Source organism: Mesocricetibacter intestinalis (genome assembly GCF_004363295.1).
Classification (GTDB): Bacteria; Pseudomonadota; Gammaproteobacteria; order Enterobacterales; family Pasteurellaceae; genus Mesocricetibacter; species Mesocricetibacter intestinalis.
Genome location: NZ_SNYQ01000002.1, coordinates 81,014 through 106,370, shown reverse-complemented (window position 1 = coordinate 106,370; position 25,357 = coordinate 81,014). Strand labels below are relative to the sequence as shown.

Annotated in this window: 24 protein-coding genes; 10 read left to right on the top strand and 14 right to left on the bottom strand. The window is 42.5% G+C overall.

Features of this window, described 5'->3' with window-relative positions; genetic code table 11:
• Nucleotides 1-52: 52 nt before the first annotated feature.
• Entirely contained in the window at nt 53-559 is a 507-nt protein-coding gene (gene smrB / locus EDC45_RS03315) for an endonuclease SmrB (RefSeq protein WP_133543440.1), read from the bottom strand.
• Between the two features lie 212 nt (nt 560-771).
• On the opposite strand from smrB, the gene prmB reads away from it, so the two are divergent.
• Nucleotides 772-1,722 carry a 50S ribosomal protein L3 N(5)-glutamine methyltransferase gene (gene prmB, locus EDC45_RS03310; protein ID WP_133543438.1) on the top strand — a complete coding sequence of 317 codons (951 nt, stop codon included), beginning with the start codon at nt 772-774 and terminating at the stop codon, nt 1,720-1,722.
• Nucleotides 1,723-1,785: 63 nt separating this feature from the next.
• Here prmB and EDC45_RS03305 read toward each other — a convergent pair whose 3' ends face one another.
• On the bottom strand, nt 1,786-2,679 hold the full coding sequence (locus EDC45_RS03305; protein WP_133543436.1) for a type I restriction endonuclease subunit R, EcoR124 family: 894 nt from the start codon (nt 2,677-2,679) through the stop codon (nt 1,786-1,788).
• A 153-nt stretch (nt 2,680-2,832) separates the two neighbouring features.
• Between EDC45_RS03305 and EDC45_RS10375 the strand changes: the two genes are divergently transcribed.
• Nucleotides 2,833-3,207, top strand: coding sequence for a hypothetical protein (locus EDC45_RS10375; RefSeq protein ID WP_208107243.1), 375 nt, complete (start codon nt 2,833-2,835; stop codon nt 3,205-3,207).
• Nucleotides 3,208-3,270: 63 nt separating this feature from the next.
• On the opposite strand, the gene EDC45_RS03295 is transcribed toward EDC45_RS10375, so the two are convergent.
• From EDC45_RS03295 to nrdR, 7 genes are all read right to left on the bottom strand, one after another.
• Nucleotides 3,271-4,524, bottom strand: coding sequence for a DNA cytosine methyltransferase (locus EDC45_RS03295; RefSeq protein WP_133543435.1), 1,254 nt, complete (start codon nt 4,522-4,524; stop codon nt 3,271-3,273).
• Between the two features lie 27 nt (nt 4,525-4,551).
• Nucleotides 4,552-5,835, bottom strand: coding sequence for a hypothetical protein (locus tag EDC45_RS03290; protein ID WP_133543433.1), 1,284 nt, complete (start codon nt 5,833-5,835; stop codon nt 4,552-4,554).
• Nucleotides 5,836-5,839: 4 nt separating this feature from the next.
• A complete protein-coding gene (locus tag EDC45_RS03285; RefSeq protein WP_133543431.1) occupies nt 5,840-8,002 on the bottom strand; it encodes a sensor histidine kinase in 2,163 nt (720 codons plus the stop codon).
• A gap of 1 nt (nt 8,003) precedes the next feature.
• Nucleotides 8,004-8,114: a HaeIII family restriction endonuclease gene (locus EDC45_RS10440; protein ID WP_279526594.1), complete on the bottom strand. Its 111-nt coding sequence runs from the start codon at nt 8,112-8,114 to the stop codon at nt 8,004-8,006.
• The gene (locus EDC45_RS03280) at nt 8,078-8,266 is read right to left on the bottom strand and encodes a HaeIII family restriction endonuclease (protein ID WP_279526593.1); all 189 of its coding nucleotides are present in this window, start codon (nt 8,264-8,266) and stop codon (nt 8,078-8,080) included. The genes EDC45_RS10440 and EDC45_RS03280 overlap by 37 nt, the downstream gene beginning before the upstream one ends.
• A 325-nt stretch (nt 8,267-8,591) precedes the next feature.
• The gene (locus EDC45_RS10370) at nt 8,592-8,885 is read right to left on the bottom strand and encodes an N-6 DNA methylase (protein WP_208107242.1); all 294 of its coding nucleotides are present in this window, start codon (nt 8,883-8,885) and stop codon (nt 8,592-8,594) included.
• A gap of 1,059 nt (nt 8,886-9,944) precedes the next feature.
• Nucleotides 9,945-10,397 carry a transcriptional regulator NrdR gene (gene nrdR / locus EDC45_RS03265; RefSeq protein ID WP_133543429.1) on the bottom strand — a complete coding sequence of 151 codons (453 nt, stop codon included), beginning with the start codon at nt 10,395-10,397 and terminating at the stop codon, nt 9,945-9,947.
• 139 nt (nt 10,398-10,536) lie between these two features.
• Between nrdR and EDC45_RS03260 the strand changes: the two genes are divergently transcribed.
• From EDC45_RS03260 to EDC45_RS03245, 4 genes are all read left to right on the top strand, one after another.
• Nucleotides 10,537-11,034, top strand: a complete 498-nt coding sequence (locus EDC45_RS03260; RefSeq protein ID WP_133543427.1) for a YbhB/YbcL family Raf kinase inhibitor-like protein — start codon at nt 10,537-10,539, stop codon at nt 11,032-11,034.
• Between the two features lie 370 nt (nt 11,035-11,404).
• Nucleotides 11,405-11,491: a tryptophanase leader peptide gene (gene tnaC, locus EDC45_RS10455; RefSeq protein ID WP_133543906.1), complete on the top strand. Its 87-nt coding sequence runs from the start codon at nt 11,405-11,407 to the stop codon at nt 11,489-11,491.
• A gap of 108 nt (nt 11,492-11,599) precedes the next feature.
• Nucleotides 11,600-13,018, top strand: a complete 1,419-nt coding sequence (tnaA, locus tag EDC45_RS03250) for a tryptophanase (protein ID WP_133543425.1) — start codon at nt 11,600-11,602, stop codon at nt 13,016-13,018.
• Nucleotides 13,019-13,077: 59 nt separating this feature from the next.
• A complete protein-coding gene (locus EDC45_RS03245; protein WP_133543423.1) occupies nt 13,078-14,316 on the top strand; it encodes an aromatic amino acid transporter in 1,239 nt (412 codons plus the stop codon).
• A 225-nt stretch (nt 14,317-14,541) separates the two neighbouring features.
• Here the strand turns inward: EDC45_RS03245 and hrpA are convergent, their stop codons facing one another.
• Entirely contained in the window at nt 14,542-18,453 is a 3,912-nt protein-coding gene (gene hrpA / locus EDC45_RS03240; RefSeq protein WP_133543421.1) for an ATP-dependent RNA helicase HrpA, read from the bottom strand.
• A gap of 110 nt (nt 18,454-18,563) precedes the next feature.
• Here hrpA and EDC45_RS03235 point away from each other — a divergent pair, with 110 nt between their 5' ends.
• Complete coding sequence (locus EDC45_RS03235; protein ID WP_133543419.1) at nt 18,564-19,379, top strand: 5'-nucleotidase, lipoprotein e(P4) family; 816 nt, start codon at nt 18,564-18,566, stop codon at nt 19,377-19,379.
• A gap of 146 nt (nt 19,380-19,525) precedes the next feature.
• Here EDC45_RS03235 and mdh read toward each other — a convergent pair whose 3' ends face one another.
• Nucleotides 19,526-20,461 (bottom strand): malate dehydrogenase, encoded by a 936-nt coding sequence (gene mdh, locus EDC45_RS03230; RefSeq protein ID WP_133543417.1) that lies wholly within the window; start codon nt 20,459-20,461, stop codon nt 19,526-19,528.
• A gap of 230 nt (nt 20,462-20,691) precedes the next feature.
• Between mdh and argR the strand changes: the two genes are divergently transcribed.
• Nucleotides 20,692-21,153: a transcriptional regulator ArgR gene (gene argR, locus EDC45_RS03225; RefSeq protein WP_133543415.1), complete on the top strand. Its 462-nt coding sequence runs from the start codon at nt 20,692-20,694 to the stop codon at nt 21,151-21,153.
• A gap of 2 nt (nt 21,154-21,155) precedes the next feature.
• Nucleotides 21,156-22,043 carry a TIGR01777 family oxidoreductase gene (locus EDC45_RS03220; protein ID WP_133543412.1) on the top strand — a complete coding sequence of 296 codons (888 nt, stop codon included), beginning with the start codon at nt 21,156-21,158 and terminating at the stop codon, nt 22,041-22,043.
• A 180-nt stretch (nt 22,044-22,223) separates the two neighbouring features.
• Here EDC45_RS03220 and EDC45_RS03215 read toward each other — a convergent pair whose 3' ends face one another.
• Genes EDC45_RS03215 through EDC45_RS03205 form a run of 3 tightly spaced genes read right to left on the bottom strand, consistent with a single transcriptional unit; the run spans nt 22,224 to nt 24,679 of the window.
• Entirely contained in the window at nt 22,224-23,561 is a 1,338-nt protein-coding gene (locus EDC45_RS03215; RefSeq protein WP_133543410.1) for an anti-phage deoxyguanosine triphosphatase, read from the bottom strand.
• A 9-nt stretch (nt 23,562-23,570) separates the two neighbouring features.
• A complete protein-coding gene (locus EDC45_RS03210; protein WP_133543408.1) occupies nt 23,571-24,257 on the bottom strand; it encodes a CidB/LrgB family autolysis modulator in 687 nt (228 codons plus the stop codon).
• Nucleotides 24,254-24,679 carry a CidA/LrgA family protein gene (locus EDC45_RS03205; protein WP_133543406.1) on the bottom strand — a complete coding sequence of 142 codons (426 nt, stop codon included), beginning with the start codon at nt 24,677-24,679 and terminating at the stop codon, nt 24,254-24,256. The genes EDC45_RS03210 and EDC45_RS03205 overlap by 4 nt, the downstream gene beginning before the upstream one ends.
• A gap of 178 nt (nt 24,680-24,857) precedes the next feature.
• Between EDC45_RS03205 and EDC45_RS03200 the strand changes: the two genes are divergently transcribed.
• Entirely contained in the window at nt 24,858-25,355 is a 498-nt protein-coding gene (locus tag EDC45_RS03200) for a thermonuclease family protein (protein WP_133543904.1), read from the top strand.
• Nucleotides 25,356-25,357: the final 2 nt, after the last annotated feature.

Sequence of the window (25,357 nt, the reverse complement as noted above, 5' to 3'; positions counted from 1 at the left end):
CTCGTTGTAAAAAATGCCTTTAACGCCAGGGCTGAAAATCTAAGCTGAAGGGTTATAAAGCCACTAGGATCAAAATCGCCGCATCGCCGCCCCATTCTTTCGGTGCCTGATGCAAAGCCCTGACTCGCGGATGCTGCACCAACCAGCGCGGTATCTGGCGTTTCAGGGTATGGGTGCCGTATCCCGTCATAATACTGGCGCAGTGAATATGTTCATCGATACAGGCCTGCAATAGAGCAGCCAGTTCCAGTTTGGCCTGGGCTTTGGTTAAACCGTGCAGATCCAAAAACAACTCCGGGGAGAAATCGCCCCGCCGCAGCTGTTTCAGTAAATAGCTATCCTCTCCGGCGCGCAAATATCTGACCGCACTTTCTTCATTTAGTAAGGGTTCGTATTCGTCGGAAAAATAAAATAGGCTGTTCTCCCTTTCCCGAAGCTCGCGCCGTGCGGATTTTTTGCGCGCAGGCAAGCGCTGCTCCGGCATAAAAACATCCTGTTTTAGCCTTTTGGCACCCTTAATATTTTCTCGGAATAATTTTTTATCTTCATCAGTTAACATTATTACACCCGTTTTGGAAAGCGGCCCATCATAGCACATAATCCAGCGGATTTAAGCATAAGGAGATTTCCCTATCGGCGGAAATCCCATTTCCGTCCCTGGTTAATTCCTAGCGACTAAATACTTTTGCGCCGTTATGGCATATAATAAGCCCGATTTCCACTTTGGCGGTCGTTGCTAAAAATCCCGCCTTAATTTAAACAGGTATTGTTATGACATCACAGAGTTTCAATCAAGAGCTGCTTGAGGTTATTCACCTTGACGACGTTCCGAATCAGCTGCACACCATCAAAGATTATCTGCGCTGGACATACAGTATTTTCAACCGCGCCGATCTGTATTACGGCCACGGCCAGGACAACAGCTGGGACGAAGCCCTGCAGCTTATTCTGACCGGTCTGGATCTGCCCTTGGACGCACCGCAGGAATTATATGATACCCGCCTAACCCTGTCGGAAAAACAAACCCTGCTTAATCTGGTAAGTATGCGTCTTGAAAAACGTTTGCCGGTGGCATACCTGACCAACTCCGCCTGGTTCTGCGGACTGGAGTTCTATGTGGACGAACGGGTGATTATTCCCCGCTCCCCTATCAGCGCATTAATTCAAAACGGCTTTCGGGACTTAATCGAGCGTGCGCCGAAACGCATTCTGGATATGTGTACCGGCAGCGGCTGTATCGCCATCGCCTGTGCGGAAAAATTCCCGCAGGCGGAAGTGGATGCAGTGGATCTCTCCGTGGACGCCTTAAATGTGGCTGAAATCAATATCGAACGCTACAATTTATCGCACCGCGTATTCCCACTGCAATCGGATTTATTCAGCCGCCTGCCGCCGGATCAATATGATCTGATTGTTACCAACCCCCCTTATGTGGATCAGGAAGATCTGAGCGATATGCCGCAGGAATTTTTCCACGAACCGGAAATGGCGTTAGGCTCCGGATTTGACGGACTGGACATCACCCGAAAAATCCTGGCGAGCGCCGCCGATTATCTGAGCGAAGAAGGTGTGCTGGTTTGCGAGGTGGGTAATAGTATGGTGCATCTTATCCGCCAATATCCGGACGTCCCCTTTAACTGGGTCGAATTAAGCAACGGCGGCGTCGGCGTATTTGCTCTAAGCAAACAACAGCTACTCGAATACCGCCATGAGTTTGAATAAATAATAAAACAAGGCATAGCTAGCAAAAATATGATTATTTCTTGTTTGTATGCCTTGAGTAAATTAAATAGCAAAGAATCGCTCAAAAAAGGCTTTTAATTTTTCCAATACTGTTTGGCGTTTTTGACTGCGTTGATTATCCGGCGTAAATCGGGACATCGGTGGCAGGATTTTATCGACCAATGTGCCGGCCTCACTGAATGCCCTGTTTTCAAAAGTGGTTCTGATAAAATATTGAGTAGCTTCCTGATTTAAATTTTCATCGGCAATAATTTTGCTTAACTCGCTTTGTTTCGCCTGCTCAATATGGCTTTTCCAATCTTCGTCAATATCAGATTGAGGGGTTAAGGAAGCAATAAAAGATTGAATTAAATCCTTTTTATTGCGTAATTCCAAACTGGAATCCACTGCTTTTTCGATATTGACCAGCAATTCTTTATCTTCTCCGTTTTTCTCGTGATATTGTCGAATCAGCATCAGAATATAATCAATATTAATATCCACCTGTTTGATCAATTCCATTTCAAATACAATATCATCATTAATATTTTCCGGATCATCTTGCTTGGTTTTACGGAAATTTTCATAGAGGTCAATATACAAAGAATGATAATCCTGTACATCCCGTTCGCTTAAAATTTCCTGTCCGCTAAATTGATCAAAAACAGAGAGAATATTCCGTAATCTTAAAAATGCACCGTATAATTTAATAAATTCCTTTTGGCTTTGTTCACTATCAACTCGTTCTCCAACAGGATATTTTTCTAATAATTCGCTAACTATTTCCCTATATCCACGCTGCTTTTTGCCTTTTTCTTCATAGCCGTCATAATAATCTTGGAAAGATTTCATTAACACCAAGCCACCTGCTTCTTTATCGCCAAATAAAGCAATACTCTCATTGGTTGCTTGCTCTAAATTGCGAAAACAAACAATGTTTCCAAAGCGCAAGAGCATATCTTAGATAATGCTACTCAAAGAACCTATACTGTTAAAAAAGCGGGTAGGAAAAATAATAGATGTTGCAAATAATAAAAAGGTAAAATCAAACAAAGGCTATGAGTATTGGGCTACAAAACATAATTTGAAAACTGCAGCCGTGTTCTTTTGATGCGTGAAAAAGGATTTAAGTCTATATCCCAACTTAATGAAGTTATTAAGAAAAGTGCATTGAAAAGACAAAATACACAGGATAAAATCAAAGTCATAGATAACAAAATTTCGGCTCTATCAAATACCATGGAACAAGTCCATACCGTAAAATTGCATCGTCAAATCTATCTGGAATATAAGAAAGGTTCACTAGATAAGGCTTTTTTTGAAGAGCATAAATCAGAAATAACACTGTATCAAAATGCCCTTTCTGACCTTAAAAAATCTTACTCAAAGTTTCCAAATTCCAAGGATATTCTGAAAGAGCTTGATTCATTGAATGAAAAAAGAATACCCTTATGCAAGAGTATTCTTCTGCAAAATCCGATATGAAAGAACCGTATCAAATCAGGAAAAATTATGAAAAATATATGGGTAAGAAGATTGAAAGGTAGTTCATTCTCCTTTTTGTTCTCTCAAAAAATCTACAATGGCCATTGCAATTTTCTTAGATAGAATTGGCGGAACAGCATTGCCTATTTGTTTAAATGCAGCTGTTCGTGAATGTTCAAAATAAAAATCATCTGGAAATCCTTGTATTCTAGCTGCTTCTCTTACTGTAATTGAACGATTTTGTCTTAAATCTGGATGAATATAGTAATGTCCATCCTTTGCAATATGAGCAACAACAGTATGACTGACCGAGTCATAATCCAGAGCTTTATATCTATCTAAGAAAGATGTTGTATTAGAATGTGTTTGTAATTCTTCTGGTATATTGATGTAACTTAAATTCTTACCTTTTTTCTTAGCCTTTAATACCAACTTATATATCTTCAAATCATTTTTGTTATGAGGTCTTGCAGTATGCTGAGTTAAAATATCATCTTTATTTCTAATATATTTTCCAACAAATTGACTTGAGACATCACAGCGATATTTATGAGAGCTTTCTCCAGATTTTATACACGGCAAATCCTCAAATAATTCTTTTATGGTTGGAGCAATCTCCTTATACTCAGCTAAGCAATCAAAAAATGAATTATTGAACAATAAATCTTTTCTGTATCCAACAAGAATTAAACGCTCTCTTTTTTGTACTACACCATAATTGCTTGCATCTACTATTTGATAATTAGCTTTGTATCCACACTTATCAAATTCACAAATTATCTTTGGTAAGAGTAATTCTCCTGATAAATCTTTGAAAGAAAGTAATCCTTTAACATTTTCAAAAACAAAGAACTTTGGTTTATATTTTTCCAAAAAATCCAGGTAATGTTTATACAGATAAATTCTTTTATCAGTAGATTTTTTAGCCTTATTATTTGCTCTACCGATTGTAGAATATGCCTGACATGGTGGTCCGCCAATAATACCATCTAACTCATTATTTCCTAATCTTTGATCAATATATTCAAAAATCGAAGGTATGGTATCTTTACTGATTTCCTTATTCAATATATCTTTAGTTAGATTTCTTGGTATAATTGAATACAAATAATCTCTTGAGATTTTACCTTGAATATATTCAAAATATGGAGATAGGTTATTCTCTTTTTTTAAATAATAATATATGTTTCTTAATTCTAAAGAAGAGCAAGCATCTTTGTCCATTTCTATATGGCAAATAAAATTGTAATAGTCTTTATACCTAAATCCTTCGGTTAATCCACCTGATCCGGAAAACACATCTACTATATTCAGCATAACTACACCTCCTTTCTTAATGCCTCCTTATTTAAGATTACTCAAAACACTATCACTGTTAAACTCTGGCTGCCCTTGCCTATGATAATAAGAACTAAATCGAGCTACAATATCTCGTTTAAAACTCTCAGTTATTACCCCAATCTTTTTGTAATATCTGTTCTTAATCTTTCCTGTTTTACTATCATATTTAAGAGAAATTATAGAACGAAAATCTATAAATCCACCTGAAAATTTGCTAAACTTCGGTAAAAAATGATATCTAATTGAACCTGTATGGGCATTTCTAAACCATCTCGTTAAAGACTCTTTTGCTTTTTTTGCGTTTTTTGATGTTTTTGAAGGCTCTGTATTATATTTAGTTAGACTTTCTATAAATTGTGGTACCTCATTATATTTCTTTATTTTACATAATATAACTTCATCTATCTTTTTATTTGCAAGATCACATGATGGTGTCAACACAATATAATAATCACAGCTTTCCTTATACTTTCTCTCATATATATCGCAGTTACATACTTGTTCTATCGAATTCGGAAACATATACATTTCTATTGGCTCTGCATCTATATATTTTTTATCGAACATATATTTATTATTAAACCAACTTGATACATAACGTATTATAACTTTTTCTTGAATTTCTTTATCTAAGCCATTAAGTTCTTCTTTCTTATCTATAAAGCACGCCGGTAATATATTCCAAAAAAAATCTTTAATATATTCATCTACTTTTCCTCTTGACCCAAATATACTAAACATAGAAGTCTTATAGTAATCTATTAATTCTTTAACAATTTCTTCTAACGCAGGAGTCTCTTTAGAGTAACACTTAATAATGTTTTTATTTATCTTTTTAGTCATCTTATTAGGAAAACCAGTTCTAACAATTATAGGTAAAATTTCCTTATGAATAATGTTTTGCAATAAAATATTTCCAGAATAATTTTCATCGTCTTTGCGTTCATCTTCACTTTCTAATTTTAAATCTACAATTAAAGCATGAAAGTTCTCTTTATATAATAAGACCATTGCTTCCTCTGGTGTCTTAACAGCTTTATATACTACAGAGGAATTAAATAATTCATCAATCTCACTATTTAAGTTACCATCCTCTTTTAACTTACCATAAACTTCTTCTTTATTATCTAACATAGATAACCTTGCAATCTTATTTTCTTCAATAATTCCAAGTATTGTAACGGCTTTATTTATGAAATCTTTTTTATTAAAATTATCAATTGCTTCTTTTAATTGTTGTTCTTGCTCAAGCTCATCATCTATCAATAAAATTTTAAATTCACTCATACAATTAACTCCTTAATAAAGTTATTCTAAAACAAGCTCCTTTAGTAGCCTCTATAGCTTCTAGCTTTCCATTATTTCTTTGAATAGCCTCACCTGCTATGGCTAATCCCAAACCTGTGCCATTATCATTTGACACCCTTTTTTTACCAGAATATCCAGGAGTAAAAAGAATATCATCTTCCAAATCATCATCAGATATACCTAGACCATTATCCAAAACTTCTATATAAACTTTATCATCAACTCCATAAGATATTATCTCAATTGATTTTATTGGTTCCGATGAAAATTCGACCCAAAACATTGCATTTTCAATAATATTCGTCAATGCCATGTATAAATCTTCTTCTATAATATTTGTATACAGCTCCTCTACATTATCATACTTGATTTCAATCCCTTTATCCTTAGCAATTTCTTCAAACATTTCAACAATACCATTTACTTGTTTCGCAACACTTGTTTTTTTGCCCCCCCCTCTTTTGTTAGAGGCTAATGGATCTAAACGTTTAAAAAAACTACTCATTCTCATAGCTTCATCACTCAGTTTATTTATTTGATTTGACAATTTATTGTAACTAACTTCACTAAGTTCTTTACACTTATATAAATTATCTAAGTACTCTTTAATTGTAGGGATTTTATTAGTATACCAAGAAAGAGGTTTTCTCCCCTCATGCAGCACAACACTTATAACATTACCCAATGTAGTGTGCTTTTGATATATTGCAATAGTTTCTTTAACCTCTAGAAACTCAGTTTCTTTTTCTTTTTCTAAATTTCTTATTTCTTTACTGATTTCTTGGTTTAAAGCTTCTATATGTTCATCTGTATTCTCAGGAGACTTTTTTAACTTTTTATAAGCCTTATCTATTGCTTTTACCATATTTTGACTAACATGGCTAAAATCAAAAAGTTTATCTATTGCTTCAGGTTTCTTTTTTGTTGCTTTTTGTCTATATTTAAATCTTTCTTTTTCTAATAAGTTAAGACTCAAATCAGCTATTTGTTGTAATGTATCAAAATTAGAATTTTCATATAATCCGTCTCTCGCACTTTTTTCTTTTAGCCCAGAGTCCTCTTCGGATTCTATACTTATTTTACCATTTATCTGTTCCGAACCTATTGCCATACTAGGGTTTTGCACACGCTTAGAGTCCAAATTTAACCAATCAAATCCCTTATCTCCATACGGTCTTATTCTAAAATCATTTCTAAAAATACTAATGCCAGATTTGTCAATTAGCATATTTTTTATTTCTGCCTTAGAAAGATTCGTATTTTGATTCCCATTTATAAAATTCATTATTACTTCTATTCCCGATGGGTCTTTATCATAAACTCTGTAATCAATGATAATTCCACCACATGAGACATAATCAGGTAATTCCTCTTTAAAACTACCCTTAAATTCTTTTTCTTCCTTGGTGTAAAAGTTCGAATATTTTAATTCATAATTAAAATCCCTATCAATCTTACCTGATAATTTATAATGCCAAGCTTCATTAAATTCTAACTGCGAAATTTCCTTGCAAATGTTCTTTTCATGATCATCATAAAAATTTTTATAGCTAATTATTATCTTAAAATCATTTACATTTGATAATAGTTTCGATAATTCCTTTTCAACCTTTTGCGCATCAATTTTACTCATTTGATCAGCCGACTTATCGTTTGACTTATCGTTTGTAATGACAAGTTTAGTCCCTGTATTATCCATGGTTTCAGATGTTTTAATAATAATTGGGATTTCTCTCAACTTCTTCCCAGAATTGAATTCATCCCAATCAAAACAAGCCGTAGTTTTAAAACCATCTTTTATTGTAATTAATTCTAATTTGTTACCAAGTAAAGAAACAGCATACCTACCAATACCTTTTCTTCCTTGATAAATTCTGCCTTTTGGACTAGTTTTATTTTTAAGTTTATAATCTGTTGATGGCACCATCCAAGCATTTAAAACTATATCTTGACTCATTCCATGTCCATCATCTTCAACAATAATATTTAATTCATCTCCATTTTTTATATATGTAATTTTTACATAACTTGCATCTGCATCATACGAATTTTTCACAAGTTCTACTATAGCCGCTGGAAGATCTTTAATTAAATCTTTGCCAATTGACATTATCAGTCTACCTGTGGGTTCAAAATAACTTTTCATACTACATATCTCCTGACCGTCTGCAATTTATCGAAATGATAGTTGTTGGCATACCTATGATTTGTATATCAAACTTCAAACTTGATTCAACCTTAGTTGAAGCATTATGAATTCTGAAACTAAATTACCACCCACCATCACATCAAGGTATAGTTCCAACGTATTCTTACTGCCCAGTTTATATTCTAAGCTAACAATTCTTATTGGAAGTGTTGATATTGGCAATTCAACGCTTCTTTTACGCTTTTTACCTTGTCTATTCAATGTTCCTATCAAATTGTAACTTTGAGTTGAGTTCTCTTTTTATTATCAATCCCAATCACTTTGTAAAAATCAAATTCTTAGATAAAATAGCAAATCCTTTTGCTTCAATCGTGTCTTTTTTCACCTTAGTCATTTGCGTTCCTTCTTTATGCTGATGTACTGTTTACAAAATTTATTTTCATAATAACTGCTCTAAAAAGCACACCAACTATTCATTTTTTTGATTTTAAACTTTGGTAGAAGCTCTAAAATTCTTGTATTTACTTGACTATTTACCTGTGTCATTATTACGATACGAAACTCGCAAGTGGAGACATACACTTTATTAATATGGGTTTTGTCGCCAATCACAATTTTTGCCAGCAACTCTGGACACTTCTTGTGGCGTGAAAAACTCACCGCCCGATTTACTGGCATACATTTTCATTAGATATCCATAGGCATCACCAAATAAATCATTGTTATTGTCCTGATAATCTCCCAATTTTAATGAAGCGACTGCATTGAGAATTTTGGTCAGCCGTTCATTACGCTTCAGCACACTTGAGCCGAGCTTATTGCTATTCACATCAATATCGGCAAATAACCCTTTGAAATCCTCCTCACTCTCTTCACCCAACGCTGAATTTTCAATATTTTTAAATACTCAGCTCAAAATTTCATTCAGATTTTCCTGTGTGATTGACACATTCTGCTGCACATTGACGAATAAATCACTTGGTAAGATGTAGAAACCTTTGGCTTTTACCGTATCTTCCCGACCCAATTCAGCTGTGGCATTGTCCAGCTTGGTATAATCAAAATCTATATTGCCTGCATGATGTTCTTCTTGGTTGATTCAAATTCTCGGAAATAAAACGGTAAAACAGTATTCCCAGCACATAGGATTTAAAATCCTAACCGTCTACATTACCTCGTAATTCTTCAGCGATTGCCCAAATTGTTTTATGCAATTCTGCATGCTCTTGTTCTTTGCTCATGGTATCCCTTATAAAATAGTGAAATTTCCCAAATTCTATCAAATATTTATATCTAAATTCCAGATAATAATTCTAAGAACAAATAGATATAGGTATTTACAATAATTTCCCATTACACTGACTCTTTCGAAATTTAAACGATCATAATAAAAATAATCTTATACGGTATCTAACAGAATTATTTTTAATATTCACAATTTTTAACGAAATTACTCCTTAGATGACTAAATCCGCATAAAGATCCACTCAGTTGTTTACTGCAATCCGATCCATTTCCCTATAAGGTTGCCAGAATTATTGCAAGCCCTATCTTGCATAAAAAGACGAAGCACTTCAGCACCCTTATATTGTGGTTGTTATTTTCACAAATCCGTATCTGAATTAGTTTTAAACTACTTTAAAGAAAATATCTAAGCAGAGAATCTTAATCCCTATTAAGACTCAATCATTCCAGCTTTTCCACTAAGAGTATAAGGCCTACTTTGTAGGCGGTTTTATCGTATTAGCCAATAGATAGTTAAATTTAAATTGAGAGCGAATTTAATACTCAAATATCATATTTTATCCATAAAAAAACTTGGCATTCGCTGAGCTTAAAATTTTTATTACTATCTCTTAGCTGATAGCTGAAACTATGTCGGATTTAGTATTGCATCAAACTCCGGTAATTTTAGCGTCAATATCAGTTGCAATAAAAACTAACTATCCTTAAGCTTTTCAATTTCCTTACTAAATTCATTAATATCTTCAAAGCTTAAATAAACGGAAGCGAAGCGGATATAAGCTACTTTATCTAGGGTTTTTAGCTGTTCCATCACTAGGGTGCCGACCAGTTTGCTCGGTACTTCTCGCTCACCGGTTGCGCGCAGTTGATACATAATATGACTAATGGCTTTTTCCACATCATCGGAACTGACCGGGCGTTTTTCCAAGGCGTGCTGAATGCCGCGCCGCAGTTTATCTTCGTTGAAAGGCTCTCTGGTGCCGTTATTTTTGATAATCTTCGGCATTACCAACTCCGCCGTTTCAAAGGTGGTGAAGCGTTCGTGGCATTTGGTGCATTCACGCCGACGGCGAACCTGATAGCCTTCCGATACCAGCCGGCTATCGATAACCTTTGTTTCTTCCGTAGAGCAAAATGGGCAGTGCATAAGCCTTTCTCCTTAATAAAAAGAGCAGCCCCGTTATCGGCGGCCGATAAATATCAAAAGTGCGGAATATTTTAGCAAATTTATCTTCCGTTTACGATATGATAGCCTTATCCGCTTAAGGATTATAAAAGGAGGATTTATGCAAGTAACCAGTTCCGCCGTACAACAGGGCGTTTTTGCCGATAAATACGGAAAACGCGGCAACCAGTTTAGTCCGAACGGTATGCCGACCTATTCCATTCCCTTTGAAATTAGCGAGGCTCCGCCGGGAACCAAAAGCTTTGTCGTGGTTTTGGAAGATAAAGACGCCATTACCGCCAGCGGTTTTGTCTGGATCCATTGGCTAATCGCCAATTTAAAACGCACCTCGGTGGCGGAAAACGAAAGCCAAAGAGCGACGGATTATGTACAGGGCGCCAATTCTTGGGCCAGCGTACTCGGTCAGCTGGATATTGACGAAGCTTCCGCTTACGGCGGCATGGCACCGCCCAACTGTAAGCATCGCTATGAACTCATTGTTTATGCGCTGGATTGCGAATTAGCGCTGAGCCGGGGCTTTAGATTTAATGATCTGCACTTTGCCATGCAGGGGCATATTCTGGCGCAGGCCAGCCTGACCGGAAGCTACGACGTATAGATTCGCCGCTCTCCGAGCGTTCAGGTAAGCTGCACTAGGAAAAACCCGCCATCTGATGTAGGCGCCCGGTTGAATTTAATCCCATCGCCGGGTGCCTTATAGGTTTATATCCACCCCATTGATATTATTGGCATTATTGTAGAATAACCAGATAATACCGCGCTGTATCCCCAGTCTTTTTATTTACCGCCCTCTGCGGAAAAATCCGCTAAAAAACAACCGCTCTTTTATTCTTTAGGCTTATTTTGTGAGCCTCATCACAACTCCGTTATTTAATCAATGACGCTCACTTCTCCTTCATATATAGTAATTCCGGCTCAGTCGTATCCGTCCGTTGCAGTAGTTTTCAACTCTATATAGGAGAAATCTTATGCCTGCTGTACTTTCACCGAACCAGACTTGGGTATTAATAGATCACCGCCTTACCTGTTTCTTTCCCATAATCATTTCCTGCTGATTTTTCAGGCTTTCGCCTGGCTTTTCTTGTTTAATTTCATTAATCGCTTCGAATAGATTTTTTCAATTTCTATTCCGCTTTCTTATCACTTTTTGTAAGGATTTTATTATGGAAAACTTTAAACATTTACCTGAACCTTTCCGTATCCGTGTGATCGAACCGGTAAAACGCACCACCAGAGAATATCGCGAGCAGGCCATTCTGAAAGCGGGAATGAACCCGTTTTTATTGGATAGTGAAGATATTTTTATCGATCTGCTGACCGACAGCGGCACCGGCGCCGTTACTCAGGATATGCAGGCGGCGATGCTGCGCGGTGATGAGGCTTATAGCGGCAGCCGCAGCTACTATGCGCTGGCACAAGCGGTAAAAGATATTTTCGGCTATCAATATACCATTCCGACCCACCAGGGGCGCGGTGCCGAGCAGATTTATATTCCGGTATTAATCAAAAAACGCGAGCAGGAAAAGGGGTTGGATCGCAATAAAATGGTGGTTTTCTCCAACTATTTCTTTGATACCACTCAGGGCCATTCGCAGCTTAACGGTGCCACAGTACGTAATGTTTATATTAATCAGGCCTTTGATACCGGAGTAAAACACGACTTTAAAGGCAATTTCGATCTGGAAAAACTGGAAAAAGGCATTCAGGAAGTCGGCCCGAATAACGTGCCTTATATCGTTTGTACCATTACCTGTAACTCCGCCGGCGGTCAGCCCGTTTCTTTAGCCAATCTACGTGCGATGTACGCCATTGCGCAAAAATACGAGATTCCGGTGATTATGGACTCCGCCCGCTTTGCGGAAAACGCTTATTTTATCCAACAACGCGAAGCGGAATGTAAAGATTGGAGCATCGAGAAAATCACTTACGAATGCTACAAATATGCCGATGGTCTGGCGATGTCGGCGAAAAAAGACGCTATGGTACCTATGGGCGGCCTGCTCTGCTTTAAGGATAGCAGCATGGAAGATGTGTATCACGAATGCCGTACCCTATGTGTAGTACAGGAAGGTTTCCCGACTTACGGCGGTTTGGAAGGCGGTGCGATGGAACGTTTGGCGGTCGGTTTGAAAGACGGTATGCGTGAGGACTGGCTGGCTTATCGGATTAATCAAATCGAATATTTGGTTAACGGTCTGGAAGAAATCGGTGTGGTCTGTCAGCAACCGGGCGGACATGCGGCCTTTGTAGATGCGGGTAAACTGCTGCCGCATATTCCTGCCGAACAGTTCCCGGCTCAGGCTTTAGCCTGCGAACTCTATAAAGTGGCCGGAATCAGAGCGGTGGAAATAGGTTCGTTCCTGCTCGGCAGAGATCCGAAAACCGGCAAACAACTGCCTTGCCCGGCGGAATTACTGCGTTTGACCGTACCGCGTGCGACCTATACCCAGACCCATATGGACTTTATTATCGAGGCCTTTAAACATGTTAAGGAGAACGCCGCCAATATCAAAGGGCTAACCTTTATTTACGAGCCGAAGGTATTGCGCCACTTCACCGCCCGTTTGAAAGAAACGGAATAACCTCTAGCCATGACCGTACCGAGTGCGGTCATTTTTTTACAATGGATAAGGATTGGATTATGCAAAAATCACCTTCCGTTTTTGGCGGCGCCTGTATTATTGCCGGTGTCTGCGTAGGTGCGGGTATGCTGGGGTTGCCCGCCTCCGGTGCCGGCGCCTGGACCATTTGGTCGGTACTTATTATCGCTTTCACCATGATTATGCTCACCCTGTCGGGCTGGCTGCTGTTAGAAGCCTATAAGCATTATGATCTGCGAGCGTCATTTAGCACGGTTACCAAGGATATGTTGGGTAGCCATGCCAATATTATCAATAACCTCGCCGTGTATTTTGTCGGCGGTATCTTACTTTATGCTTACATCACCGCATCAGGCGGTATTTTGGAAGGGCTGACCCGGGATTTGGTTAATTTCGGCGAATTCGGGGCCAGAATCTGGGCGGTGATTTTCGTGCTGGTGTTCTCCGTCTTTGTCTGGCACTCCACCCGTTTGGTCGACCGCATTTCCGTTATTTTAATTATTTTTATGGCATTAACCTTTGCCCTGACGACTTCCGGATTGGTGCTGAATATTAACCTGCCGACCCTGTTCGACAGCCATAATGCCAACGGCGATTACGCCAAATATGCCATGGTGATGTTGCCCGTAGCCCTGACCTCCTTCGGTTACCATCATTCCGTATGTACCATGCGAGCCTATTACGGGGAAGAACGGAAAGCAAAATACGCCATTCTCGGCGGTACCCTTATCGCACTGGTACTCTATATTCTGTGGATGGTAAGTATTTTCGGCAATCTGCCCCGTGAACAATTCGGCCCGGTCATTGCCAGCGACGGTAATGTGGAAGTCCTGCTCACTACGCTGGACGGTGTTATTGAATCCGGCACGGTGAAACAGGCGGTGAACGCTTTTTCCATCGCCGCAATTCTGTCTTCTTTTATCGGAGTCGGCTTGGGGGTATTCGATTATCTGGCGGATCTGTTCAAATTCGATAACAGTAAGCTGGGGCGCACTAAATCCTGGGCGGTTACATTCCTGCCACCGTTAATTCTATCCGTTATCTTCCCCCTCGGATTTTTAAAAGCCATCGGCTATGCCGGTGCAGTAGCCACCATTTGGACCTGTATTATTCCGGTCTTTCTGGCTAAAAAATCACGTAGTATGGAAAAAGGTAAACAAGGGTTTATCGTCGGCGGCGGCAATGGCGTGTTGGCGTTAATTATGCTGTTCGGTATCTGTACCGCCATCTTCCATTTCTTAGCCATGTTCGGTTATTTGCCGATGTTTAAAGGAGAATAACCGCCATTCGCCCCTTTTATGCGCAAAAGTGCGGTTATTTTTAGATAAAGATTATCGGCATAAAGAAAGGGACGCTGCCTTAGCGTCCCTATATCTAATCTTTCGGCGCCCTCCTAAACTCTAGGTTTTTTCTGCGCCGAATAAAAAAACGGCGAAAATCAACCGCACTTTTCGTTAGCTTATGCCCTATCCGCTCGAATTATGCTTAAGCTCAAAAGCCGAAGATTAATCAATGGCCTGAATAGCATTTATTATTCGTTTATCCGAAATCGGATATTTGGTACCCAGCTGCTGGGCAAACAGGCTAACCCGCAATTCTTCAATCATATAAGGAATTTCCTGCGCCTGCGCCGGAATAGGTTTTGATTTAGGTAACTTAGCCAATAGCTGACGATAGGCGGCGCTAACCTGTTCGACCCGTAACATGGCGGCGCGATCGCGGTTAATGTCCTGCGCCAGCTTGTCGATACGCTTATCGATAGCCTGCAAATAGCGCAGAATATCCGGCAGGCGCGCATAACCGGTTTTTGCCACAAAACCGGGGGAAATCAGGGCGGCGAGCTGAGTTTTAATATCCGATAAGGCAAATGCCAAGGTGAAATCCATTTTTCCTTTCAGGCGTTTATTCAGTTCGAAACTCAGGATCAACAAACGTTCCACCTGTAAAGCGATATCCACGGTGATTTCATTTAAATTGGCGTGCACAAATTCCCGCAGCCGTTCGAAATCCTCTTCATTCCAGACCGGCCCGCCGAAATCTTCAATCAGTTTATCCGCCGCACAGGCGATACAGTCGTCGATCAACTCGGTAACCTTACCGAAAGGGGCAAAATATAGCCCCAGTTTGGATTTATTCGGCAGCTTTTCGTGCAGATATTTAATCGGCGAAGGTACGTTCAGCAGTAATAAACGGCGGAGTCCCTGCGCCATGGCAACCGCTTGTTCGTATTCGGTTTCAAACAGGCGGATCCCGACCGCATCTTTTTCGTCCACAATGGCAGGATAGGCCTTAAGGCTGAAGCCCTGCTTTTTCTGTTCGTAGCATTGCGGTAAGCGGGCAAAATTCCAGACATGGATTCCATGTTGTTCGATACCGTCCTCGGCAACGGCGGCAAGGCTTTCCTGCACCCGATCCTTAAGTTGGAATTTAAGGCCGTCCAAATCCATACTTTCCGCAATTTTTTTGCCTTTATCGTCAATCACTCGGAAGGTCATATTCAGATGGGCGGCAATCTGTTCCCTTTTCCATTCCTGCGGCTCCACCATAACCCCGGTCATACGGCGCAGCTCGTCGCTCAGGCTTTGCAGCAGAGGTTTGTCAAAATCCGTAATCCGTGCCAAGAAAGCCTCCGCATAGTTCGGCGCAGGTACGAAATTACGACGTAATGCTTTCGGCAGCGATTTTATCAGGGCGATAACCAGTTCTTTACGCAGGCCCGGAATCTGCCAGTCGAACCCCTTCATTTCCACCTGATTCAGTAAGGGTAAGGGAATATGTACGGTTACTCCGTCCGCTTCGGTGCCGGGTTCGAACTGATAGCTTAATTTCAGTTTCAGGTTCCCCTGTTGCCAATAGTTGGGAAAATCCAAACGACTGACCGGTTCGGCGGAATCTTTGATCAGGAAGGATTTCTCAAAGTTAAGCAACTCCGGATCCTGCTTCTGCGCCTTCTTCCACCAGCTGTCGAAATGTTTCTGCGATACCACTTCGCTGCCGATGCGCTGATCGTAAAATTCGAACAGGGTGGCTTCGTCCACCAGAATATCGCGCCGGCGCGACTTATGCTCCAAATCTTCAATTTCTCGGATTAATTTCCGGTTGGCAAAGAAAAAGGGATGACGGGTATTCCAGTTGCCTTCCACCAGGGCGGATTGAATAAAGATTTCGCGGCAAAGCACGGGATCTATGGAGCCGTAGTTCACCGTACGCGCCGCCACAATAGGTACGCCGTACAAACTGACCTTTTCGTCCGCCACGACCGCGCCCTGAGATTTTGCCCAGCGCGGTTCGGCATAGGATTTTTTAATCAAATGCCCCGCCAGCGGTTCGATCCAGTCCGGTTCGATCTGTGCCGCCATACGTCCCCATAGTCGGGAGGTTTCCACCAGTTCCGCCGCCATACACCATTTCGGCTGTTTTTTAAACAGTACGGAATTCGGGAAAATAGCAAAATGGGCGTTTCTTGCCCCGAGGTATTGCATTTTTTCCGCTTCTTTCATACCGATATGGGAAAGTAAACCGGCTAAAAGCGCTCTATGAATCTGCTCATAAGGCGCCGGCTCGGAATTAATCGGCAGACCGATTTCCCGCACGCTCAGGCGAATCTGATGATAAATATCCTGCCATTCGCGGATACGCAGATAATTCAGGTAATCTTTTTGGCATAAACGGCGGAATTGGTTTTTACTCAGCGCCTTTTGTTGTTCCTGCAAATAACGCCATAAATTCAAAAAGGCAATAAAATCCGATTTAGTATCGGCAAAGCGGCGATGCTTATCGTCCGCCGATTGCTGTTTTTCCTGCGGGCGTTCACGCGGATCCTGAATGGATAAAGCGGAAGCTATAATCATCAGCTCATATACGCAACCGAAATCCGCCGCACTCAGTAGCATTTTGGCCAGGCGCGGATCCAGCGGCAAACGAGCTAATTGTCTGCCGCTACGGGTCAGGCGGCGCTTTTCGCCATAGCGGGTCTGCACCCGCTCAAAGGCCTGTAACTCTTCCAACAGCTTAAATCCGTCCTGAATATGACGTTTGTCCGGTGCGTCCACAAAAGGAAAAGCCTCGATATCGTCCAGCCCTAAGGCGGTCATTTGCAAAATAACCGAAGCCAAATTGGTACGCAGAATTTCCGGATCGGTAAATTCCGGGCGGTTATTAAAATCCTGTTCCGAATAAAGGCGAATGCAAATCCCTTCCGATACGCGCCCGCAACGCCCCTTACGCTGATTGGCGGATGCCTGGGAAATAGGTTCGATGGGCAAACGCTGTACCTTGGTACGATAGCTGTAACGGGAAATTCTTGCCGTACCGGGATCGATAACATATTTAATACCTGGTACGGTCAGAGAGGTTTCCGCCACATTGGTGGCCAATACGATGCGGTTTAATGCGCCGGGGTGAAAGATTTTATTCTGTTCCTGCGCCGATAAACGCGCATATAAGGGGAGAATTTCCGTATGAACCAATTCCTGCTTGTGCAGCGCCTCCGCCGTATCGCGAATTTCGCGCTCGCCGTTCAGAAAAATCAGAATATCGCCGCGCCCTTCGGCCTGTAATTCGTCCACCGCATTCAGGATACCTTGCAGCTGATCCTGTTCTTCATTTTCTTCCACCGGACGATAGCGGACTTCCACTGGGAAAGTACGGCCGGAAACCTCAATTATCGGCGCATTATCGAAATGTTTGGAAAAGCGCTCAACGTCAATAGTGGCGGAAGTGATGATCACCTTCAGATCCGGTCGGCGCGGTAATAGCTGTTTCAGATAGCCTAAAATAAAATCATTATTCAGACTGCGCTCGTGCGCTTCATCGATAATCAGCGTATCATATTGATTCAGATAGCGATCCTGTTGAATTTCCGCTAATAGAATACCGTCGGTCATTAGCTTGACCCGGGTATTTTCCCCCACCTGATCATTAAAACGCACTTTATAACCCACAATAGCCCCGAGTTCCGTATCCAATTCCTGTGCGATACGGGAAGCCACCGAACGGGCAGCGATTCTGCGCGGCTGAGTATGACCGATCATGCCCTTCAGCCCCAGTCCCAATTCAAGGCACATTTTCGGCAGCTGGGTGGTTTTACCGGAACCGGTTTCACCGGCGATAACGACAACCTGGTGAGCGGAAATCAATTTCTGAATTTCCGCCTTACGCTGGCTGACCGGCAAATTGGACGGAAATTCGATAATTCCGAGCGCACTTTGGCGGGCCTGAAAACGCGCCTGAGCCGCCTGAATCTGCTGTTGAATTTCAGTCGCCGCTTGCTGCTGTCTTTCTTCCCCTTTAACTTCGCCCATAGCTTTAATCCGTGCGTACAGGCGACGACGGTCAAGGATCATCATTGAATCTAATTGAGCGGAAAGGGATTTTTGCAGCGGGCTGAATTGAGTTTTATTAATCGGTTTCTTCATAATTCCTAATAAAATACGATCAGGATCACATTGTGATAATTCTGTTAATTTTTACCCCGACTATTATATGCTAAATTATCGGGCGCGAATAAATAAAAAAAGGAAAACCCATGAAAACAGCAAAATTCACATTTATCGCCTTAGGTCTTGCCGCCGTACTTAGCGGCTGTAGCGCACAGCATAGCGCAAAACATGAAGAAGCGGTCGTGCAAAACCAGGCCGCACTAGGTATCCTCTGGATGCAACAGTCCGGCGAATATCAGGCCTTGGCTTATCAGGCCTTTAATGCCGCTCTGTCCGAATTCGAACGCAGCAAAGCGGCGAAAGGGAAAAAGAAAGCGGTGGTGGTGGATCTGGACGAAACCATGATGGATAACAGCCCGTACGCCGCCTGGCAGGTAAAAAATAATATGCCCTTCGAAGCGGAAACTTGGACGCAATGGGTCAATGCTCGCCAGACATTAGCCATTCCGGGGGCGGTGGAATTTGCCAATCGGGTAAATGCCAAGGGAGGAACGGTATTTTACGTTTCCAATCGCCGTGATGATGTAGAACGCAGTGCGACCATTGAAGATATGCAGAAACTCGGTTTTCCTAAGGTCAATGACAAAACCCTGTTGTTGAAAAAGCAAACCTCAAATAAAGCGGAGCGTTTCAAGCAAATCACCGCACAGGGCTATGATATCGTCGTATATGTGGGCGATAATCTGAATGATTTCGGCGAAGCCACCTATCGTAAATCCAACCGTGAACGCCGTGATTTCGTCGCCGCCAACCGTACCCGCTTCGGTAGCAAATTTATCCTGTTACCGAATCCGAACTACGGCGATTGGGAAGGCGGTCTGCACAAAGACTATTACAAAGGCGGAGCTAAAAACAAACTGGAAATCAGAAAGGCTACCTTGAAAGCTTGGGATGGAAAATAATTAGCGCCTTAAAGTAAGTTTTCCCTTGCCGCCCGGAGCTATAATAAAACTCCGGCCGACCGGAAGCGGAAAGCTAAAAAATAAGCGATAAAAAACCGGCTCTTTTGTATCTTAGCCGGTTTTTTTATTCCGTTAATAACGTCGGATTAAGGATTGACGAATTTCTCACCCAATTCGATATCCGCACGCAGGGTCGGCAGCATCGCTTCCAAAGCCTCTTGTTCAAATTGGCTTAACGGCCCTAAAGGTAATAACGCTTCTACCCCCTCTTTACCCAAACGTACCGGCTGAGCGAAGAAACGAGCATAGCGGCCGTCGCCCTCCACATAGGTACATTCTACGACGGTTTCGCCGTTTAAAGCTTTAACCAAAGAAGTACAGAAACGAGCCGCCGCCTGAGCCATGGAAAGAGTGGCGGATCCGCCGCCGGCTTTGGCTTCCACCACTTCGGTACCCGCATTCTGAATGCGTTTGGTTAAAGGTGCGATTTCCTCATCATTCCACTGCGCATAATGCACCTGTGAAAGCAACGGCAGAATGGTTACGCCGGAATGACCGCCGATAACGGGCACATTCACCTTATCTACATTCAGACCTTTTAATTCGGCCACAAAGGTTTCGGAACGCAGGGTATCCAATGTAGTTACGCCGAATAATTTGCGTTTATCATAAACGCCGGCTTTTTTCAGCACTTCCGCCGCAATAGCCACGGTGGTATTAACCGGGTTGGTAATAATGCCGACACAGGCTTTCGGGCAAACTTGCGCCACTTTTTCAATCAGATTGCGTACGATACCAGCGTTGATATTAAATAAATCCGAGCGATCCATTCCGGGTTTACGCGCAACCCCGGCGGAAATCAGCACGATGTCCGCACCCTGTAGCGCAGGAGAAGGATCTTCACCGGCAAATCCCTGAGCTTTTACCGCTGTCGGAATATGGCTGACGTCTTTCGCCACGCCCGGAGTTACCGGCGCGATATCATACAGAGACAGCTCCGAACCGGCCGGTAACTGTAATTTTAATAAAAGCGCCAATGCCTGACCGATTCCGCCTGCGGCACCTAAAACTGCTACTTTCATTTTCCACTCCTTTATCTATGTGCTTTGAATAATGAGAACGAATAAGGCTTTGAAACGTCGACTAGTTTAAAATTAAAAATAAGCGAATTCAAATGAAGAAATCCAAATTTGAGATCTGGCACAGGTTTTCATTATTTGTCTTTTTTACTCAAATGTAATTTTTTATTGATTAATCCTGCATTTTTATGCAAACTCTGAGCAACTCATTTCCCTTGAAAAGGTAGGTTTTTATGGAAAAAACGGATAACTTATCAACGGCATTTAAAGAATTGCTGGCCCAGGAAAAATTCGGTTCACAAAGCGAAATCGTTGCCGCCTTACAGGCTCAGGGGTTTCATAATATTAACCAATCCAAGGTTTCCCGTATGCTGACCAAATTCGGTGCGGTGCGAACCCGCAATACCCGAATGGATATGGTATATTGCCTGCCGGGCGAACTCAGCGTTCCCAATACCAGCAGCCCGTTGAAAAATCTGGTAACGGATATCGATCAGAACGGTTTTTTAATTGTGGTGAAAACCAGCCCCGGCGCGGCGCAGCTAATTGCCCGTTTGCTTGATTCCCTAGGCAAAAGCGACGGCATATTAGGTACCATTGCCGGTGATGATACCATTTTTATTACCCCTACCGTCGCAACCGATATCCATAAGTTAAAAGCAAATATCGAGCAATTATTCGAGAATTCTTTATAACTATGCATATATTTATTAGCGGCGCCACCGGTTTAATCGGTTCGGCACTGATCGAGCGCCTTCTTGCCCGCGGTGATAAAGTTACTTTGTTAACCCGATCTATAGCCAAAAGCAAAGCGCGATTTACCAACGGGGTCGAGGCGATTGATTCAATAGAAAACCTGACCGATCTGGATCAATTTGATGCGGTAATTAACCTTGCCGGCGAGCCGATTTTCGCCAAACGCTGGAATCGGCGCCAAAAAGCCCGCTTGGAAAACAGCCGTATCGAGCTAACCGAGCGCCTTGCCTACTTAATTAATAACGGCAGCACGCCGCCGCACACCTTTATTTCCGGTTCCGCCTGCGGTTACTACGGTGATTGCGGCGATAATCTGACCGATGAAAACACTCCGGCCGCCGATAATTTTATCGCTAATCTTTGTCTTAATTGGGAAAAAGCCGCATTAGCGGCCAATTGTCGCGTCTGTCTGCTGCGTACCGGTATCGTACTGTCGGCGGCGGGCGGCGCACTGGCACAGATGCTACCCTTGTATCGCCTCGGTCTGGGTGCCAAACTCGGCGGCGGCCGACAATTCTGGGCCTGGATAGCCCTGCAGGATATGGTTGAGGCTATTTTATTTTTACTTGAGCATAATCAATGCAGCGGCGCCTTTAATCTGGTTTCCCCCTGCCCCGTTCCCCAGGCGGAATTTAATCGCACCCTGGGTCGATTGCTGAATAGACCGCACTTTGCGAATGTGCCAGGTTGTATTTTGAGTATCGCTTTCGGTGAACGAGCTAGAATTCTTCTGGATAGTCAGCGGATTATCCCGGCTAAATTACTGCAACAGGGCTTTCGCTTTAAATTCACGCATTTGCATAAGGGATTGGAAGCGGCGCTTAAATAAGCGGGAGGTGAAAAGCGGCATAAAAGACATAAAAGTGCGGTTAAAAAAAGCAAAGTTTTTCCAAAATTAGGTAAGTCCATAAATAAGGACGCCATATCGGCGTCCTTACAATTTTAATTTCCTTTATATTATTCTCTTGTTTTCCCGGCAAATATATGCCGTTCAGAAAAGAAGGAAAGCTTATAATTGTTGATACACTTTCAGTGCATAGGCGTCGGACATACCGGCAATATAATCGCAGATAATACGTTTTTTCCCCGCTTCCTCCGCATTCCTCCAGCGGTTTGCGGTATTACGCGGCAGCAGGCGTTCCGGATCACTTTCAAAAATAGCGAACATTTCCGTTAACATACGCTGTCCTTTGTATTCGATGCGTTGCGTTTCCACATCCCGAATCACATATTTCCACACAAAACCTTTAAATACGTTGAGTACTGCAATCACTTCCGGCGGCAGCTCCGCATTATAGCCTAACAGCGGTTCTTCAAACTCCGCCCTTCTTGTCCAGCGAACATGAGTGATAAAATAATTAACCAGTGCGCCTATGGCGTTTTTGCGCTGATAATGATATTCGGAAAACAGGTTTTTGCTGATTTGTTCGATATTATTACGCACCCAGTCCGAATCGCTTTGCTTTAATTCCTCGTAAGCTTCCTGCCATTGCTGTTGATTAACCACCCCGACCACAATGGCATCTTCCAGATCATGTACGCCGTAGGCAATATCGTCCGCCAACTCCATAATACTGCAATCCAGAGATTTATACCGAGTTTTTAAAATTTGCTGCGGCGCCGTACGTTCATGCTGATAGCTGCCGAACAAAAGCCGATCCTTAGCGGACAAAGGTTGCAACAGCCAGTCCAGCATATCGCCGTCATCGCGGAAAACCCCTTTGCCCGGGCGCCAGTCATGAATCCGTACATATTGTTCCTCATGCTTTTCCTTTTCCGCCAATTGCTGATACTGGGGGGAAGACAGATCCAACAGCGTCGGGTATTTCAGCACGCCGAGTATGGTGCGTCGGGTTAGGTTCATACCGGCATTCGGCGTATAAGGTTCCAGCTTAGTGAGTAAGCGAAAGGTTTGCCCGTTGCCTTCAAAGCCGCCGTGCCGCCGCATCATATAATTTAAGGCGATTTCTCCTCCGTGGCCGAAGGGAGGATGACCTATATCATGTGCGAAGCAGAGGCTTTCGATCAGATCATTGGAAGGCAGCAGGCTTTTTAAACTGCTCTGAACCTCCGCCTTGTCCGTATAATCGGCAAAGGCTGCGTCGAATCTAAGCTGAGAAACCAGACTGCTGCCGATTTGCGCCACTTCCAACGAGTGGGTCAGGCGGGTGCGGTAAAAGTCGTTTTCACCGACGGCATGAATCTGAGTTTTGGCCTGTAAGCAACGAAAAGCGGCGCTGTGCAGAATTCTGGCGCGATCCCGCCGAAACGGCGGACGCTGATCCTTTTCGCGCGGTTCGTCCGGCATAAAACGCTGTTGCCAGGCGGGATTAATCCGATTGATCAATATTTTTTCCTAACTAACGATAAAATAAAGTAATTTAAATACGAAGGGGGCTAAAATCGAACTGATAATACCACATAATACCAATGCGATTGAACTGTAACTTCCGGCTTTAGCATCTGCCTCCATACAACTAACCGTACCCAGTGCATGGGATACAGCCCCCACCGACAGTCCGATAGCTTCGGCATTTTTCAGTTTTAGTTTTTTCAACAGCAGATAGCCGAATACGGAGCCTTGCAGACCCGCCACCACAACCCCCACCGCCGCAACCGCCGGAACGCCGCCGATACTTTGCGCCACCGACATGGCAATCGGGGTGGTAATGGATTTCGGTAAAATGGTCGCCACGATTTCCGGGCTGGCCCCCAGCAATAACGCCAATACCGCACCGCTTAACATTGAAAACAGAGAGGCTAGGGTTACAATCAGCAGAATAATTTTCCAACGCGCCGCAATCTGGTGCAGTTGCTCGTATAGGGGCAATGCCAGCGCTACGACACTCAGTCCCAGCAGGTTATTCAGCGGCGCATTACCCGCCATATAATCGTCATAAGGAATGTTAGCACTTAGCAAAATCCCAATCAGAATTAATACGGTCAGTACAAAGCTGTTAAGCAATACGGATTTCAGCCGTTTGCTGATTTGTAACGCCAGCCAGAACCCGAAAATAGTCAGTAACGAATAGAAATAAATCATGCCATATCTCCTTTATTCAGTGCGTTGCGTTTCTTGATAATTTTTCTGCGCAAACGAGCAAAGGAATTCAAGGAAAAGAGGTAATCGGCCAGAAAACCGATTAGCACCAAGGTCAGACAGGTACTGATAATATTCGGAATCAGCAACGCATTGGCCTGAGAAATCAGTAAATCGGAATATTTAATAATACCGACGCTGACGGGGACAAACAGTACCGCCATATAACGAATCAGTAAATTGGCGCTAAGAAAAATCCATTCCACCCTAATAATATGGGTCGTCAGGCCGAAAAACAGGAGCAACAGCCCGCAAATACTGCCCGGAATACCCACTGGTACTAAGCGAACAATCCAATCTCCGAGAAATAACATTAAATATAAAATAGCGAAAGATCGCACAAAATGAAAAAATTTTAAGCCCATAATTTATCCTGTATCGGTTCCTCAACTTTTTTTATAAAAGTTGCTAAATAATTTTACTCTCATTTTTACCAATTTGTTATTTATTTTAGGTAGAATACAGGTCTGTCTTATTGATTCAGGCCAAAGAATGTCAAAAAAATCAGGCGACTTTTTATCCCGAATATCCTTAGTAAGGGCAATGCCGAAATCTATATTGCTATGCTTTGCAGCGCTGCTTCTCGCCTGTCAGCCCGTTGCAGCAAAAAATTCGGTTAAAACGCACAGAATGCTGATCTGCCGGGTAATAAAAATTACCGACGGGGATACGCTGACCTGTCGGCCTGATAAAGGCAAGGCGCTAAAAGTTCGTTTACAGGAAATTGATGCGCCGGAAAGGGGGCAGCCCTTCGGCAATAAATCACGCCGTACCCTGAGTATGTTGGTGTATAAACAATATGTCAGCCTATGGATTTCCGGCTATGATCGCTATGGTCGGCTGCTGGCCACCCTGTATAATGGACGGCGGCAAAATATTAATCTGCAGATGGTACGTCTTGGCATGGCATGGGCTTATCCCCCTTATGTTAAAGATCCCGCTTATCTACAGGCACAGCAACAGGCGCAACGACAAAAACTCGGGCTTTGGCGCCAACGGAATCCCATACCGCCGAGCCAGTTCCGCCGGCAAGCTTATTAACA